Raw genomic sequence first — 15163 nt, forward strand, 5'->3', positions numbered from 1 at the left:
GCAGGGAGCAGCCATGCCCTACTACGGCAGCCTCGGCGACGTCCCACCCAAGCGGCACACCCAGCACCGCCGTCCGGATGGCGGCCTCTACTACGAGGAGCTCGTCGGCGAGGAAGGCTTCTCCTCCGACTCCTCGCTGCTCTACCACCTGGGCATCCCGTCGGCCATCCTCGACGCGCGGGTATGGGAGCTGCCCGACCTCGCGACGACGGCGAACGCGCCGCTGCTGCCGCGGCACTTGCGGCTGCACAGCCTCTTTCCCGGCGAGGAGTGGAAGGCCCTCGACGCGGTGACGGGCAGGCGACTGGTACTCGGGAACGGCGACGTCCGGATCTCCTACGTCGTGGCGGGCGAGCCCAGCCCGCTCTACCGGAACGCGGTGGGCGACGAGTGCGTCTACGTCGAGTCAGGTTCTGCGACGGTCGAGACCGTCTTCGGCGCGCTGCCCGCTCGCCAGGCGACTACGTGGTCCTGCCGCGGGCCACGACCCACCGCTGGGTGCCCACCGGGAACGAGCCGCTGCGGGCGTACGTGATCGAGGCGGGCGGCCACATCGCGCCGCCCAAGCGCTACCTCTCCCGCTACGGACAGTTGCTCGAGCACGCGCCCTACTGCGAGCGCGACCTGCACGGTCCCGCCGCGCCACTCGTGGTCGATGCGGGACCGACCGAGGTCCATCTGAAGCACCGCGGCGCCGGGCCTGCCGGGATAGCCGGCACCGTGCACGTCCAGGCCCGCCATCCGTTCGACGTGGTCGGCTGGGACGGCTGCCTGTACCCGTACACGTTCAACATCGCCGACTTCGAGCCGATCACGGGCCGCATCCATCAGCCGCCGCCCGCGCACCAGGTGTTCGAGGGGCCGAACTTCGTGGTCTGCACCTTCGTGCCGCGCAAGGTCGACTACCACCCGCTGTCCGTGCCGGTGCCCTACTACCACTCCAATGTGGACTCCGACGAGGTCATGTTCTACTGCGGCGGCGACTACGAGGCCCGCAAGGGATCGGGCATCGGGCACGGGTCGATCTCCCTGCACCCCGGTGGCCACTCGCACGGTCCGCAGCCGGGTGCAGTCGAACGGTCGCTCGGTGCCGAGTTCTTCGACGAGCTGGCGGTCATGGTCGACACCTTCCGGCCGCTGGAGCTCGGGGAGGGCGGGGTGGCCGCCGACGACGGCCGGTACTCGTGGTCGTGGGCGGGCGGCCGATGACCGTCGCCGCGCGGGTGGGTTCCGAGGTGCGCGAGGCACTGTTCGCCGGCCTCTTCGACGACGCCGCGCTGTTCCCACCGGGCAACGTCCCGATGCCGGCGGCGGTCGTGGCGCATCGGGCCAGGACGCGCACCCGCGACGCCGTCCTGACCGGCCCGTTCGTCTGCCCGGACACGCGGGTCGCGGAGCTCGGATCGGTGCTCGCAGGCGCCGGAGCCGACGGGGCGCAGGGCTCCGACGCGTTTCCGATCTCGCTCGTCGTCCCAGGAGGCTCGGGAGCGCTGGCGGCGGCGTTGCGCGCTGCCACGAGCCTCCCGGATGTCGTGGTGCGGGCGATCGAGCTGCCCGCCGCCCCGACCCCGGCGGGCGTCGACGAGGCGCTCGCCGCCGTCCGCGCGGCGGCGATACCCGAGGACGTCCCCGTTCACCTCGAGCTCGCCGCAGCACCGGAACGTGATGCGGCCCTGCACCGGCTTGCCGGGTCGGGCGTCCGCGCGAAGATCCGCACGGGCGGCACGGTCGCGGCGGCGTTCCCGGACGAGCACGGGCTTGCCACGGCGCTGACGGGCTGCGTACAGCGCGGGCTGGCCTTCAAACTGACTGCGGGCTTGCACCACGCAGTGCGGTACACCGACCCGGTGACTCGGTTCGAGCACCACGGGTTCCTCAACGTCCTGCTCGCGGTGGCCGCAGCTCTCGCGGGAGGAGACATCGCCGGCGTCGGCGCGGTGCTGGCCGACCGCGACGGCGCGGCGTTGGCCCGCGAAGCACGCGGGCTCACCCCGGCGTCCGCGCGGTCGGTGCGTGCGGCGTTCGTCTCGTTCGGCACCTGCAGCATCAGCGAGCCAGTGGCCGACCTGATCACGCTCGGGCTCCTCGACCGGCAGGTCGCCGGGTGAGCACCGCCGAGCTCAGCACCTGGCTGGACATCCCTCGCACCCACCCGTTCGGCGTCCAGACCCTGCCGTACGGCAGCTTCACGACGCCCGACGCCCCGCGGCGCCGCGTCGGGGTGGCCATCGGAGATGCGGTCCTCGACGTCACCGCGGCGGCAGCATCGTTACTGCCCGGGCGTGCCGGCCTGTTCGCCGCCGGTTCTCTCGACGCGCTGCTCGCCGCGGGTTCGCGGGCCTGGGCCGAGGTGCGCGCCGCAGTGACCATGTGGCTCACTGATGAGCGCTATCGCGATGCCGTCGCGCCGCTTCTCGTGCCCGCGTCCAGGGCGACCATGCTGTTGCCGTTCACCGTTGCCGACTACGTCGACTTCTACGCCAGCGAGCATCACGCCGTGAACCTCGGCCGGATGTTCCGCCCCGGCAGCGACCCGCTCACCCCGAACTGGAAGCACCTGCCCATCGGCTACCACGGGCGCGCCGGCACCGTCGTTGTATCCGGCACACCGGTCCTGCGGCCCAGCGGGCAGCGCCGTACCCCGGACGGTGAGGTCGTATTCGGCCCGTCGACCCGGCTGGACATCGAAGCCGAGCTTGGCTTCGTGGTCGGGACGCCGTCGACGCCCGGGCAGCCCGTCCGGCTCGCGGACTTCGAACAGCACGTCTTCGGGGCGTGCATCGTCAACGACTGGTCCGCCCGCGACATCCAGGCGTGGGAGTACGTGCCGCTCGGGCCGTTCCTGGGCAAGTCCTTCGCGACATCGGTGTCGCCGTGGGTCGTGCCGCTCGCCGCGCTGGCACACGCGCGGGTCGCGCCGCCGCCGCGGAACCCGCGTCCACTGCCTCATCTCGACGACGCCGATGCCAAGGAATGGGGACTCGACGTCGAGCTGGAGGTGCGGCTCAACGGGCATCCGGTGTCGCGGCCGCCGTTCGCAGGGATGTACTGGACTGCGGCACAGCAGCTCGCGCACATGACATCGGGGGGCGCCGCGTTGCGTCCCGGCGACCTCTTCGCCTCGGGCACGGTCAGCGGGAGCGAGCCCGGACAACGCGGCTCACTCATCGAGCTGACGTGGAACGGTGCGCACCCGCTCGTGCTACCCGACGGCACGAGCCGTGAGTTCCTCGCCGACGGGGACGAGGTGGTCATCACGGCCGCAGCTCGCGGCCCGGGCGGCACGACCGTCGGGTTCGGTGAGGTGCGCGGCCTGATCGCGCCTGCCTGGTCGCGATGACCGACTGACTGGCGCTACCCGGTACCAGGCATACAGGACTCGGGTTGGCACCCATGGAGAAGTCACGCTGGCGGTGATGTGCCGCGCGAGCCCGGAGGGAAGGCTGCTTGAGCGGGGCCGGGGCTCACGATGGCCACCGGTCAGCGCACCGATGCGGTCGAACCTCGGATAGCCATCGGAAAGGGACAGAATGCCGTGAGCGTGGACAGGGCAAGGGTGTGGCTCTTGTCGGACTGCGGCTCATGAGCCCGCGCGTAACCTGCACAAGGTCTTCGGCACGCTCAATATCATCATCTTCGTCGAGTAACTCCGCCGATCAGATGTCTCGTGGGGCTCGCGGACATCGTGGATTGTTGCGAACTCGCCGAGCTTGTCGAGTCCGGCGCTACCCACTGGGTTCTCGCTGATCGAAATGGCTGCGTGTACCTCGGCAGCTGGTTAATCAAGAGAAAGGCGTGTCATGAGCACCACGAGCACATCGCGGACCGGATCCCGAGGCCGCACCGCCAGCGACCGCTTCGTCGCCTCGTCGCGGCTGGCGAACAACCTGCAGGCTGTGCTGGTCGACCTGATCGAACTGCATCTGCAGGGAAAGCAGGCGCACTGGAACGTCGTGGGAAAGAATTTCCGTGATCTGCATCTGCAGCTCGACGAGATGGTCGACGTCGCTCGGGCGGCCAGCGACACGATCGCAGAGCGGATGCGGGCTCTGCAGGCGACTCCTGACGGTCGTACCGACACCGTGACCACTACCACGAGCCTGCCGGCCTTTCCTGCCGGCGAGCAGAACACCACCGCGGTGGTCGACCTGATCACCGACCGCATCGCTGCCACGGTCGCGACCATGCGGACGGTTCACGACGACGTGGATGGTGACGACCCGTCCAGTGCCGATCTGCTGCACGCGATGATCGATGACCTGGAGAAGTACGCCTGGATGATCAGCGCGGAGAATCGCACCGTGTGACCCAACGGCTCGAGATGGCGGGGCTCGCGCCAGCCTGCATCGCTACGATATGCAGTGGGACTTCTGGACGTTGTCCGCGGACTCGGCGCAGCAAACAGGGAAATTCGGAATGGGTAACGAGGAATCGGCTGTTCCAGAGGCTGACCGCGACGGCGCGGCTCGTGGATCATCTCCGCAGTTTGGCCGGCGGTGGTTTCTGCGTGGTGTCGCCTGCGGGGCGGTCGGGACGGTGGCTGCGGGTGCGCTGGGCGAAAGCGCCGAAGCCGCCACCCCGTCGCCGCCCCCGCCGGGTGGTGGCTCCAACCAGGATGACTACAACCTGGAGGCGACGCGGGACGGGCAGCGTTCGGTCCCGTTCTATGGCCAGTACCAGGCGGGGATCGCCACTCCTCCGCAGACGGCCTCGACGTTTCTCGCCTTCGATGTGACGGCGGGCAATCGGGGCGAGCTCATCCAGTTGTTCCAGACGCTCACCGCGCGCGCCGCGTTCCTGACCGCCGGTGGCACCCCACCAGCAGTCCCCCCCGGCGCGCCACCGTCGGATGACCGTCTGCTCGGACCCACGGTCCTGCCCGACGATCTCACCGTCACCGTGGCGCTGGGCGCGTCGCTCTTCGATGGCCGCTACGGGTTGGGCCCGGCCAAGCCGGCCCAGCTCGAGACGATGAAAGCGTTCGCCCACGACAACCTGGACCCGGCGATCTCCGACGGTGACCTGCTACTGCAGTTGTGCGGTAGTCACCGCGACACGGTCGGGCACGCCATGCTCGACATCCTGGCCCACACCGCCGGCAGCATGCGGATCCGCTGGCGCATCGACGGGTTCCGCTTTCCCCCGCGCCCGGTCGGCATCCCGCGGGACTGGATGGGCTTCAAGGACGGCATCACCAACCCCAACACCGCCGACCCCACCGACATGAACCAGCAGGTGTGGGTCCAGCCCGGTCCACCCGAACCGGCCTGGACCGCAGGGGGCACCTACCAGGTGCTGCGCATCATCCGGATGCTCCTGGACCAGTGGAACGTAGTGCCCGTCGAAGAGCAGGAACGAATCTTCGGCCGGCGCAAAATCAGCGGCGCCCCGATGTACGCCACCTCACCGGATGCCCCGGACACCCTTGATCCGATCTACACCAACGATCCCCAAGGGTTGGTCACCCCGTTGAACTGCCACATCCGCCTGGCCAACCCGCAGACCCCGCAGACCGCGGCCACCAGCAACATCCTGCGCCGCAGCTTCCAGTACGACCGCAGCCCCGACCCGGCCGGAAACCCTGACATGGGACACGCGTTCTGCTGCTTCCAGCAGCAGCTGTCCACCTACATCGCCATGCAGACCCGACTGGAGAACGAGATGCTCGTCCCCTACATCAGCCCCATCGGCGGCGGCTACTTCTTCGCCCTTCCCGGGGTGCAGAACCCGCAGGACTACTACGCCCGGACCCTGCTGACCTGACGCCGTCGCCAGACCGTCCCCGGTACTGGCCCCGAGCCATCTCGCCCCCGGAGGGATCACTCATGCCGTCGCGACCACGGGCCCACGCCGCCGCGGCCGACCCGCAACGGGGCACTGCATCCCGAGCGGCCGCGGTGGCGGTCGGCATCGCGATCCTGGCGCTGGTGTCCAGCATCGTCGCCGCGCCCCCAGCATCGGCCACAGCTCCGGCATCGGCCACAGCCCCGGCATCGGCCACAGCCCCGGCCGCCCCCGCGACCGCGAGTACGCACATCTATGTCAGCAACCAGCTGGTCAACACCGTCTCGGTGATCGACGCATCCACCAACCGCGTCACCGCCACCGTCCCGGTCGGTATGGCACCCGGCGGCGTGGCTGTCACGCCCGACACCAAACACGTCTACATCGCCAACGCCGGATCCGCGAACGTGTCGGTGCTCGACACCACCACCAACACCGTGACCGCCACCATCGCCCTGCCCGCCGGGAGCAGCCCCACCAGCGTGGCCGTAAATCCCAACGGCACCACCGCCTATCTCACAGACGGCGCCGGCAACAACGTCTTCGTGCTCAACACCGCGACCAATCAGGCGATCGCCACCGTCCCCGTCGGCACGCAGCCGGTCAGCATCGCCCTCACCCGCGACGGCGCAACGGCATACGTCGCCAACGCCGGGTCCGACAACGTCTCGGTCATCGACACCAAGACCAACCGCGTCGTTCAGACCCTCCCCGCGGGTCACGCCCCGGCCAGCCTTGCCGTGACACCGGACGGGCGGTACGTCTACGTCGCCGACGAAGTCGGACAGAGCGTCTCGATCATCGACACCCAGACCGGCGCAATCACCGCCACCACGCAGGTCGGCATCGGCCCCTTCGGCGCGGCACTGGCCCCCAACGGCAGCCGGGCCTACATCGTCAACCTGGGTCCCGGGACCCTCTCCGTTCTCGACACGGTCACCCACCAGGTCACCGCCACCGTGGACCTGGGCGGCCACGGCACCGACCCGTTCGGCGTCACAGCCACCGCGCAGGCCATCTACGTCGCCGAGCAAGGCGCCAACGCGCTCGCCGTCATCGACCCGGTCACACTCAAGATCCTCGCGACCATCCCCGTCGGCACCAGCCCGTACGGCGTGGCAACCAGCGCCCCCTCTTCCGGCGGATAGCCCGAACAAGACAGGAGACTGCCCAGTCTTCACACCGGGGAATCTCAGCGCACGAACTCCCGCGAGTCGCTGGGAAAATGCGCGCGAGTCGCTGGGGAAGTGCGTGCGGCCGCCGGCTTGTTGCGCTCGGCGCCGCGGGACGTCCTTGTCACCCGTCTCTTTGTGGCACACGTCACGAAGCCTGCGATGTCACAAGGATCGAGTCGCTGGCGTCTCGTGTTCGACCAGTTCCCCCAACAGGCGTCGCCGGTTCATCCGGTGACTAAGGGAGAAACACGTGATGGCAACGACCCCGCACATCGTGGTCCTGGGCGCCGGGTACACCGGCCTGACCGCCGCCAAGCTGATCGCCAAGCGCACCGGCGCGACGGTCACGCTGGTCAACAACCGTGACCGGTTCGTGGAGCGGATGCGCAACCACCAGCTCGCCAGCGGCCAGCGGCTGCGCGACATCCCGCTGCGCGACCTGCTGGAGGGCGCCGGCATCCGGCTGATCGTCGACCATGTGACCCGCATCGACCCCGTACATCGGCAGATCGAGCTGTCCAGCGGCGAGCCGGTCGGCTACGACCTGTTGATCTACGCGCTGGGCAGCCACGCCGACCTGCACAGCGTCCCCGGCGCGGCCGAGCACGCCACCGCCGTCGCCGGCGCCGAGCAGGCCGCGCGGCTGCGCGACCGGATGCGCATCGCCTCTACGGTCGTCGTGGTCGGCGGCGGACTCACCGGCATCGAGGCCGCCGCCGAGCTGGCCGAGACCTACCCGGACCGCACGGTGCGGCTGGCCACCAGCGGGACGCTGGGCGTCGCGCTGTCCGAGCGCGGCCAGGCTCACCTGCACCGCACTTTCGACCGCCTCGGCATCCAACTCCGGGAGCACGCGCAGGTGGCCAAGGTCGCCGCGGACGGCGTGCTGCTGGAGGACGGTGAGCACGTCGCGCCGACGTGGTGGTGTGGACCACCGGCTTCCGGGCGCCCGATCTGGCGCGCGAGGCCGGGCTGGCCGTCGGCGACAACGGGCGCATGCTCGTGGACGCCACGATGCGGTCGGTGTCGCACCCGGAGGTCTACGGCATCGGGGACGCCGCGGCCGCCCGCAAGCAGGACGGGCGGGAACTGCGCATGGGCTGCGGGCCCGGGGGGCTGGCCGCCGCGTGCGCCGTCCGCGCGATCGGCGACCGCCTGACCGGCCGCACCCCGCGGCAGCTGCGCGTCGAGGGCGACGGCCACTGCATCAGCCTCGGCCGGAAGGACGGCCTCGTCCAGTACACCAACTCCGACGACAGCCCGCGCGGGCCGATGATCACCGGCCGCCTGGCCGCGATGTTCAAGGAAGCCATCGTCAGCGGGGCCGGTGGGTTCGGCCTACGCCACCCCACCCTCGCCCTCGTCGCCGCCAGCCGCACGCTGGCCTGAGCCGGTGTTCGATGCGGGGTGCTGCGGGGCCATCCCGTTCTGGTAGGCCCACACAACGGATCTGCTGGCACCGGCGTCGAGCGCACCGAAGACGTACTCGTCGAGGTCGAACGTGGTCACGACGAGCACCGCGGGGGCCGGCTCTGGCGTCGTGGCGGCGACGATCTCGCGGGTGGCGGCCAGCCCGTTGCCGCCGGGCATCGGTACGTCCATGCAGACGACGTCGGGGCGGAGCGTGCGGGCGAGTTGCACGGCGGTGGGGCCGTCGGTGGCCTCGCCCACGACCTCGATGTCACCGGCGAATTCGAGGATGACCCGGAACCCCGCCCGGACCACGGACTGGTCGTCGGCCAGAACAACTCTGATCATGCGCTCACTTCAGTGTTCGTGGTGCCGGTGGGTCCGGGCGGGGCGTGCGACGGCGCGGTCTCCGGCGCCTCCCGGTCGAGCGGGAGCGCCAGCGTGACCTGCCATCCGCCGGACGGGGTCGGCCCTGCGGCGAACGTCGCGCCGATCATCTGTGCCCGCTCCCGCATCCCGGCGAGGCCGAGACCGCGATGGACGTCGCGCGGTGCGCCGGGGCCTGCGGGCCCGGCCTCGTCGACGACGTCGAGGCGGACCTCCGACGCGCGGTGGCGCAGGTGCACCCGCGCAGGGGCCCCCGGCGCGTGTTCCCTGGCGTTGGAGAGCGCCTCCTGCGTGACCCGGTAGAACGTGACGTCGGCGACGGGGGGCAGGGATCGCTGCTCGCCCTCCCGCACCAGCTCGACGGGCGTCCCGAGGTCGCGCGCGGTCCGCACGAGACGGTCCAGGACGGCGAGTCCGGGCACCGGGGCCCCGCCGTCGCCCATGACGTCCGCGTCACCGGCCCCGTCCCGCCCGGGTTCGCGGAGGGCACCGACGACGAGACGCAGGTTGTGCAGCGTCTCCTTGCCCTGCCCGCGGATCCAGGCTGCCGCCTCCTTCGCCGCTTGCGGGTCGCGGTCGATCAGCCGCTCGACCACGGCCGTCTGCACGACCATGCCGGAGAGGTGGTGCGCGGCGATGTCGTGCAGCTCGCGGGCCATGCGGGAGCGCTCGAGCCTGATGGCTGCGTCGGCCCGTGCCCGCTGCGACTCGACCGCCTCCGCGGCGCGGACCCGCACCAGCTCGACGTACTGCCGGCGCGTCGTGACGTATGCGCCGGCGACCGCCGCCCCGACGTAGGTGAGCACACTCGAGAGCAGCTGGCTCGCCAGCAGCGACACGACCGACCCCGGCGACACGTCCGGTGCCGAGCCCGCCGGGGGGACGTAGGTCGCGGCGGTGAACGTGGCGGTGTCGAACAGTGCGACGGCCGTGGCCGGTGCCGAGCCCGGACTTCGCCGCGCTCGTGCCGACCCCGAACGGGCGGGGGCGCCGGGTGTTTGCGGCGTCGGCGAAGACCGACACGGCCGACCGGTGGCGCAGGTACCGGTTAACGGCGACGCAACTGCCCCCTGGCCCATCAGCCTCTCTGCGCGCCGTGGCCTAGGTCACCGGGCTGGCCCCGGTGCCGGGTGCGGCTAGCGGGGTCGCGCCGCCTCGCGGTCTCGTGAATAGTCGCCTTTGGCCCTCGAAGAGGTGTAGGCGCGGCACGAGATGGGCCCGACCGTGCGTGGAGGTGTCGGATGGCGGCAGGCGGGGCGCTGCCGGGCCGAGACCCGCCAGCGCGGGCCGAAGTTCTGCATGCGAGCGAGCGCACGCGCGTGACTCGGCTCTACTTTCCTGGGCGCAGCGTCGTCCGTAAGGAGCCCCTGGGGCCGGACGCGGAACGCCGGCTGCGGCACGAGCTGGCGATGCTGGAACGGCTGCGCGGTGCTCCGGGGGTCGCGCAGCTGGTGGAGACGCCGCGGTACCCGGGGTCGATCCTGCTGGCCGACGTCGGTGGCTCGAGCCTGGCCGGGCTGACCAAGCCGTTGGCGGTTGACGAGCTGATCGGGCTTGCGGTGGAGCTGGCGGAGGCGGTGGCGGGGATGCACCGCCGGGGGGTAATGCACCGGGACATCACCCCGGCGAACATCGTGCTCTGTCGCGGCGGCGCCCCGTGCCTGGTGGACTTCGCGTTGGCGACTTCGTTCGCCGAGATCCGTCCCGAGTTCACCCACCACACCGAGATCGTCGGAACGCTGGCGTATCTGGCGCCGGAGCAGACCGGGCGGACCGGCCGGTCGGTGGACCAGCGTGCCGATCTGTACGCGTTGGGTGCGACGCTGTACGAGCTGGCCACGGGCGGGCCACCGTTCGGCTTCGGCGACCCGCTGCGGCTCACCCACGATCACCTGGCGCGGGTGCCGGTGCCGCTGGCGGAGGTGAACCCGGCCGTACCGGGGCCGCTGTCGGCGATCGTCATGCATCTGCTGGAGAAGGAACCGGACAACCGCTACCAGACCGCCGACGGCGCGGTCTACGACCTGGAGCGGTTGCGGGACGCCGGCGCACGCCCGGGAGCCGCTGCGCTGCGGGTCGGCGAGCACGATGTTCCGCTGCGGCTGCTGCCCCCGTCGCGGCTGGTGGGCCGCGACGACGAGGTGGCCGCGCTGGAGGCGGCGTTCGCGGACGTGACGTCGGGCCGGTGCCGCGGGGTGCTGGTCAGCGGGGCGCCGGGGGTGGGCAAGACGGCGCTGGTCGACGAACTGCGGCCGGTGGTGACCGGCAGTGATGGCTGGCTTGTGGCCGGCAAGTTCGACCCGTATCGGCGGGACCTGGAGTTCGACGCGGTCAATCAGGCGTTTCGCGCGTTGGGTCGGCTGTTGCTCGCCGAGCCGGAGAATGAGCTGGCGCAGGTCCGCGAGCGGATCTTGCGGGCGGTTGGGCCGAACGCGGGTCTGCTGACCGCGACAGTGCCGGAGTTCGCGGCGCTGCTGGCGGCGCCGCCCGATCCGGGGGATCCGCTGACCGCGCAGGTCCGGGCGCAGCAAGTGGCTGTGGCGGTATTGCGGGCGGTCGCCCCGCGGAAACGGCCGGTGGTGGTGTTCGTCGATGACCTGCAGTGGGCCGGGCGCACACAACTCGGCTTCGTCGACCTCGTGCTGAGCGAGGAGCCGATCGACGGCCTGTTGCTGGTGGGTGCTTACCGCGAAGACGACGTGGACGCGGCACATGCGCTGGCCGCGCCGCTGTCCCGATGGCGGGAACAGGCAACAGTGCAGCACCTGCGCCTGGTCAATCTGCCCGTGCCGAGTCTCGTCACCATGGTGGCCGAGATGCTCCGGGTGGACCGGGCCGCGGCGGCCGGCCTGGCCGAGGTGATCGAGCCGCATACGCGCGGCAATCCGTACGACACGGTGGAGCTGCTCAACGCGCTGCGGCGTGACAGCGTGTTGATGGCGACAGCGGCCAGGTGGCGATGGGACGACGCCGCGGTGCGCGCTCACCTGGGCCGGTCCGAGGTGGCGGGGCTGCTGGCGGCGCGTGTTGACGCCATGTCGGCGCAGTCTTTCCAGATGGTGGAGGCGATGGCGTGTCTGGGCGGGCGAGTCGAGGTGAAGGTGCTGCAGGCCGCGACCGCCGCGCCAGCGAGCGTGGTGGAACGGACGCTGTCGCCCGCCCTCGAGGACGGTGTTCTGGTGGCGGCACCTGGGGTGCATGAGGCGGTGCGGTTTCGCCACGACCGGATCCGCGAGGTGATCCTGGGCGGGCTGGACCCGCGGCGGCGACGAACCCTGCAGCTGGCGATGGCGCGGCGGCTGGCGGCCGTGCCGGGATTGTTCGCGGTCGCGGCGGAGCAGTACCTGCCGGTGGTCGCCGCGGTCCACGATGCCACGGAGCGGCGGGTGGTGGTGGGGCTGTTGCGGCGCGCCGCCGACCAGGCGGCGTTGATCGGGGACTACGCGCTGGTGAGCGCGCTGCTGGCCGGCGCGCTGCGGCTGATCGACCCGGGCGAGACCGCCACGCTGATCGAGGTGCACACCGGCCGCCACGCCGCCCTGTACAGCATGGGGCGCCTGGAGGAGGCGGGCGAGGAGTACCGCACGATCGAGCGGCTGTGCACCACCGCGTTGGCGCGCGCGGACGCGACTGTGGTGCAGGTGCGCAGCCTGACCCACCGAACCCGTTTCGCGGAGGCGATCGGGCTGGGCATCGAATCGCTGCGCGAGCTGGGCATCGCCGTCCCGGCTGCGGACCGGCTCCCCACCGAGCTCGACCGCCAGTTCGACCATCTGTACCGGTGGCTGGATGACACCGACGCCGCCGATGATCTGGCTCGGCCGGAGATCACCGAGCCGGCGCTGCTCGCCGCGACCCGTCTGCTCGACGCGGTCCTGCCGGCGGCCTTCTTCGTCGCCGACCACGCTGTGCAGGCGTGGCTGAGCCTGGAGGCGCTGCGGATCTGGCTCGAGCACGGCCCGGGCCCTACCCTGGTCGGCCCCGCCGGGGCCGTCGCCTTCGCTGCGGTGGCGGTGCGCGGCGACTACGCCGCCGGGTATCGGGCGCTGCGGCGGATCGTGGAGCTGGGCGAGGCCCGCGGCTACGAGCCCGCGACCTCGCTGGCGCGCCACCTGTTCGCTCACCACAGCTGGTGCTTCGAGCCGATCGAGAGCGCACTTCATGCCGATCAGCGGGCCCGGGAGGGGCTGATCGCGGGGGGCGACCTGGCTAACGCCGGCTACACCTACTACCCGACCGTGCATTACCTGCTGGATTGCGCGCCATCGCTCGACAGCTTGATGGCCGAGGTGGAGGCGGGGCTGGTCTTCGTGCGGCGGACCGGCAGCGAACAGACCATCCAGTGGCTCGACAGCTGCCGGTGGCTGGCTGGTGTGCTGCGCGGCGAAAGCCCCGCCGCAGCCGGTGAGGCGGTCCCCACCGACAGGAACGCCGACAACCCGCTGCCGCTTCTCCACACGCATATCAACCATGCGATCGTCGCCGGCGTCTTCGATGATCCGGCCGCCCTAACGCGGCACACGGCGGCCGCGATGCCGCTGCTACCGGCTGCCCCGGGCAACTACCCGACCGCCGTGGCCCGCCTGCTGCGCGGGCTGGCCCTGGCCGGGCAGGCCCGCGCCAGCCACGGTGACGAGCGCGGAGGCCTGCTGTCCGAGCTGGACGACGTGACGCGGTGGCTGGCCGCCCGCGCCGCGAACGCCCCGGCGAACTTCCTGCACCTGTTGCGGCTGGTCGAGGCGGAGCGGGCCTGGGCGGTCGGCGACTTCCGCGCCGCCGTCCTCGCCTTCGACACCGCCCGGCGCGAGGCCGCCGGCCGCCGACGGCCCTGGCATCGGGCCCTGATCGCCGAACGCGCCGCCCGCTTCTTTCTCGCTCACGGCATCGAACACACCGGCTACGACCTGCTCGCCCAGGCCCGCCAGCAGTACGCCGCGTGGGGGGCGACCGCGAAAGTCGCCCAGCTGGACTGGGCCTACCCGACCCTGCGGCCAGGAGCCGATATGGAGGCCGGGCTCGGCGGTGACCAACCCGCTGATGTGCTCCATCGTCGCTCCACGTTCACGACCGGAACGATCGACCTGCTCGGCATTCTGTCCGCGTCGCAGGCGCTGAGCTCCGAAACCAGCATCGAACGCCTGCACGCCCGCGTGGCCCAGGTGCTCAGCGCGATGACCGGCGCCACCGGCGTACACCTGCTGCTGTGGAGCGACGACAGGCAAGACTGGCTGCTGCCCGCCCCCGACAGCGGCGGCGGCGCCCCGGTTAGCGGCATCGGGCACGAACGCGCGGTGCCGATGTCGGTGCTGCGATACGCCCAGCGGATGGGCGAGCCGCTGGTGGTGGGCGACGCCACCCGCGACGACCGCTTCGCCCGCGACCCGTACCTCACCGACGTCCCAGCTCGCCGCCGCACCGACCGCCTGTCATGCCGAGCAGCAGCAAGACTGCAGAGGGCCAGGAGCCAGTCCCCCGAGCACCTGCCAGCGGGTGGTGCCTGGGCCGCCGCGGACTGGCTCGACCACGGCGACCGACGCACGGCGCCGATCCGCGCGAGGATCGCCACGAGCCGCGCGCCGGGGCTCGTGGACGTCCTACTGCTGGTCGGTTACTCTAAGTTCGACATTGGACTCCTTATCGGGACCGATGGCGGATCTTGAAATGATCTACAAATAGACGATCAGCCACCAGTCGTGGCATCTGGAGCCGAATTCCTGTACTGTGTCCGTCCTAACAAGACCTGGCACGACCTGCCACTAATCGTGGCCTCCGTGCATGGCCGATCTTGCGATTGGAGGGTAGCGGTGACAATTCCATCGGACGCATCAAACCTAGAGACAAAGGAAGTCACTCGCCTAACACAAATGGGGCGGGCTTCGTCCAGATGCGTGATGGCAGGTTATCTCGTCGGTGAGGACGCCGATGTGATCTTCGTTGCCGACCTGCAAGGGACGTGGGTATTGCCTCACGGCAGCTATGACGATCTCAGTGATTGGGCCGGAGGCGAAAATGCACCGGAAATGTTCGAGGCGCGCGGCAGGCCAGTGCAACTCGCCCTACGAGAGGGCGCCGTGATTCACGAGTTACGACCGTACACGGTGCGTAAAGGTGGTGATCCGATTGCAGGCAAGAAGAATCGTAAACTGATCCGCGAGATCTTCTCGGCAGACGGCCGCATGCCAGATCGCGATGTCAGCATGCTGGGCGAGGAACGACTGTTGAGACTGGAGGAGGCCCTCGGTCGTCGGCTTGGCTGGGATCCCGAGAAGCCTGTCGGAGATCAAGTATTTTTCGCCCATCACCTTCGTGCCGCCTCCTGGAATTGCGGCTCAGACGGCGGCGGCAGTTGAGACTAGGATTCGACCTGCGGTCCGCGGGTCTCCCGTCACGGCAGTCAGTCACTCATA

The 15163-nt window shown here is 70.7% G+C and carries 9 protein-coding genes and 3 pseudogenes; 10 read left to right on the forward strand and 2 right to left on the reverse strand.

Annotated elements, in window-relative coordinates:
* Nucleotides 1-13 precede the first annotated feature (13 nt).
* The 8 genes and pseudogenes from ABD143_RS03695 (at nucleotide 14) to ABD143_RS03730 (ending at nucleotide 8348) form a co-directional block, all read left to right on the forward strand.
* Nucleotides 14-1209: pseudogene (locus tag ABD143_RS03695) on the forward strand (cupin domain-containing protein).
* Complete coding sequence (locus tag ABD143_RS03700; protein ID WP_343971188.1) at nucleotides 1206-2108, forward strand: hypothetical protein; 903 nt, start codon at nucleotides 1206-1208, stop codon at nucleotides 2106-2108. Before ABD143_RS03695 ends, ABD143_RS03700 begins: the two are co-directional and overlap by 4 nt.
* Nucleotides 2105-3340 (forward strand): fumarylacetoacetase, encoded by a 1236-nt coding sequence (gene fahA / locus ABD143_RS03705; protein WP_343971191.1) that lies wholly within the window; start codon nucleotides 2105-2107, stop codon nucleotides 3338-3340. The genes ABD143_RS03700 and fahA overlap by 4 nt, the downstream gene beginning before the upstream one ends.
* Before the next feature lie 460 nt (nucleotides 3341-3800).
* The gene (locus ABD143_RS03710) at nucleotides 3801-4307 is read left to right on the forward strand and encodes a Dps family protein (protein ID WP_343971194.1); all 507 of its coding nucleotides are present in this window, start codon (nucleotides 3801-3803) and stop codon (nucleotides 4305-4307) included.
* Nucleotides 4308-4356: 49 nt separating this feature from the next.
* Complete coding sequence (locus ABD143_RS03715; RefSeq protein WP_343971196.1) at nucleotides 4357-5763, forward strand: Dyp-type peroxidase; 1407 nt, start codon at nucleotides 4357-4359, stop codon at nucleotides 5761-5763.
* A 62-nt stretch (nucleotides 5764-5825) separates the two neighbouring features.
* Nucleotides 5826-6932 (forward strand): YVTN family beta-propeller repeat protein, encoded by a 1107-nt coding sequence (locus tag ABD143_RS03720; RefSeq protein ID WP_343971198.1) that lies wholly within the window; start codon nucleotides 5826-5828, stop codon nucleotides 6930-6932.
* 280 nt (nucleotides 6933-7212) lie between these two features.
* A pseudogene (locus ABD143_RS03725) lies at nucleotides 7213-7803 on the forward strand (FAD-dependent oxidoreductase); the annotation flags it as partial.
* 74 nt (nucleotides 7804-7877) lie between these two features.
* A complete protein-coding gene (locus ABD143_RS03730; RefSeq protein ID WP_343971200.1) occupies nucleotides 7878-8348 on the forward strand; it encodes an FAD-dependent oxidoreductase in 471 nt (156 codons plus the stop codon).
* Between the two features lie 63 nt (nucleotides 8349-8411).
* Here the strand turns inward: ABD143_RS03730 and ABD143_RS03735 are convergent.
* Both ABD143_RS03735 and ABD143_RS03740 read right to left on the reverse strand, forming a co-directional pair.
* Nucleotides 8412-8717: pseudogene (locus ABD143_RS03735) on the reverse strand (response regulator); the annotation flags it as partial.
* A complete protein-coding gene (locus ABD143_RS03740; protein ID WP_343971203.1) occupies nucleotides 8714-9613 on the reverse strand; it encodes a sensor histidine kinase in 900 nt (299 codons plus the stop codon). The pseudogene ABD143_RS03735 and the gene ABD143_RS03740, both read right to left, overlap by 4 nt.
* A 462-nt stretch (nucleotides 9614-10075) precedes the next feature.
* Between ABD143_RS03740 and ABD143_RS03745 the strand changes: the two genes are divergently transcribed.
* Together ABD143_RS03745 and ABD143_RS03750 are read left to right on the forward strand one after the other, a co-directional pair.
* Nucleotides 10076-14416: an ATP-binding protein gene (locus ABD143_RS03745; RefSeq protein ID WP_343971206.1), complete on the forward strand. Its 4341-nt coding sequence runs from the start codon at nucleotides 10076-10078 to the stop codon at nucleotides 14414-14416.
* A gap of 231 nt (nucleotides 14417-14647) precedes the next feature.
* A complete protein-coding gene (locus ABD143_RS03750; RefSeq protein ID WP_343971209.1) occupies nucleotides 14648-15106 on the forward strand; it encodes a hypothetical protein in 459 nt (152 codons plus the stop codon).
* Nucleotides 15107-15163 lie beyond the last annotated feature (57 nt).

This window comes from Pseudonocardia aurantiaca, assembly GCF_039526725.1.
Classification (GTDB): Bacteria; Actinomycetota; Actinomycetes; order Mycobacteriales; family Pseudonocardiaceae; genus Pseudonocardia; species Pseudonocardia aurantiaca.

Excerpts from the sequence above, each read along its gene's own strand:
- ABD143_RS03700 (WP_343971188.1), top strand. The coding sequence starts at position 1,206 with ATGACCGTCGCCGCGCGGGTGGGTTCCGAGGTGCGCGAGGCACTGTTC.
- ABD143_RS03710 (WP_343971194.1), top strand. The coding sequence starts at position 3,801 with ATGAGCACCACGAGCACATCGCGGACCGGATCCCGAGGCCGCACCGCC.
- ABD143_RS03715 (WP_343971196.1), top strand. The coding sequence starts at position 4,357 with ATGCAGTGGGACTTCTGGACGTTGTCCGCGGACTCGGCGCAGCAAACA.
- ABD143_RS03720 (WP_343971198.1), top strand. The coding sequence starts at position 5,826 with ATGCCGTCGCGACCACGGGCCCACGCCGCCGCGGCCGACCCGCAACGG.
- ABD143_RS03750 (WP_343971209.1), top strand. The coding sequence starts at position 14,648 with ATGGCAGGTTATCTCGTCGGTGAGGACGCCGATGTGATCTTCGTTGCC.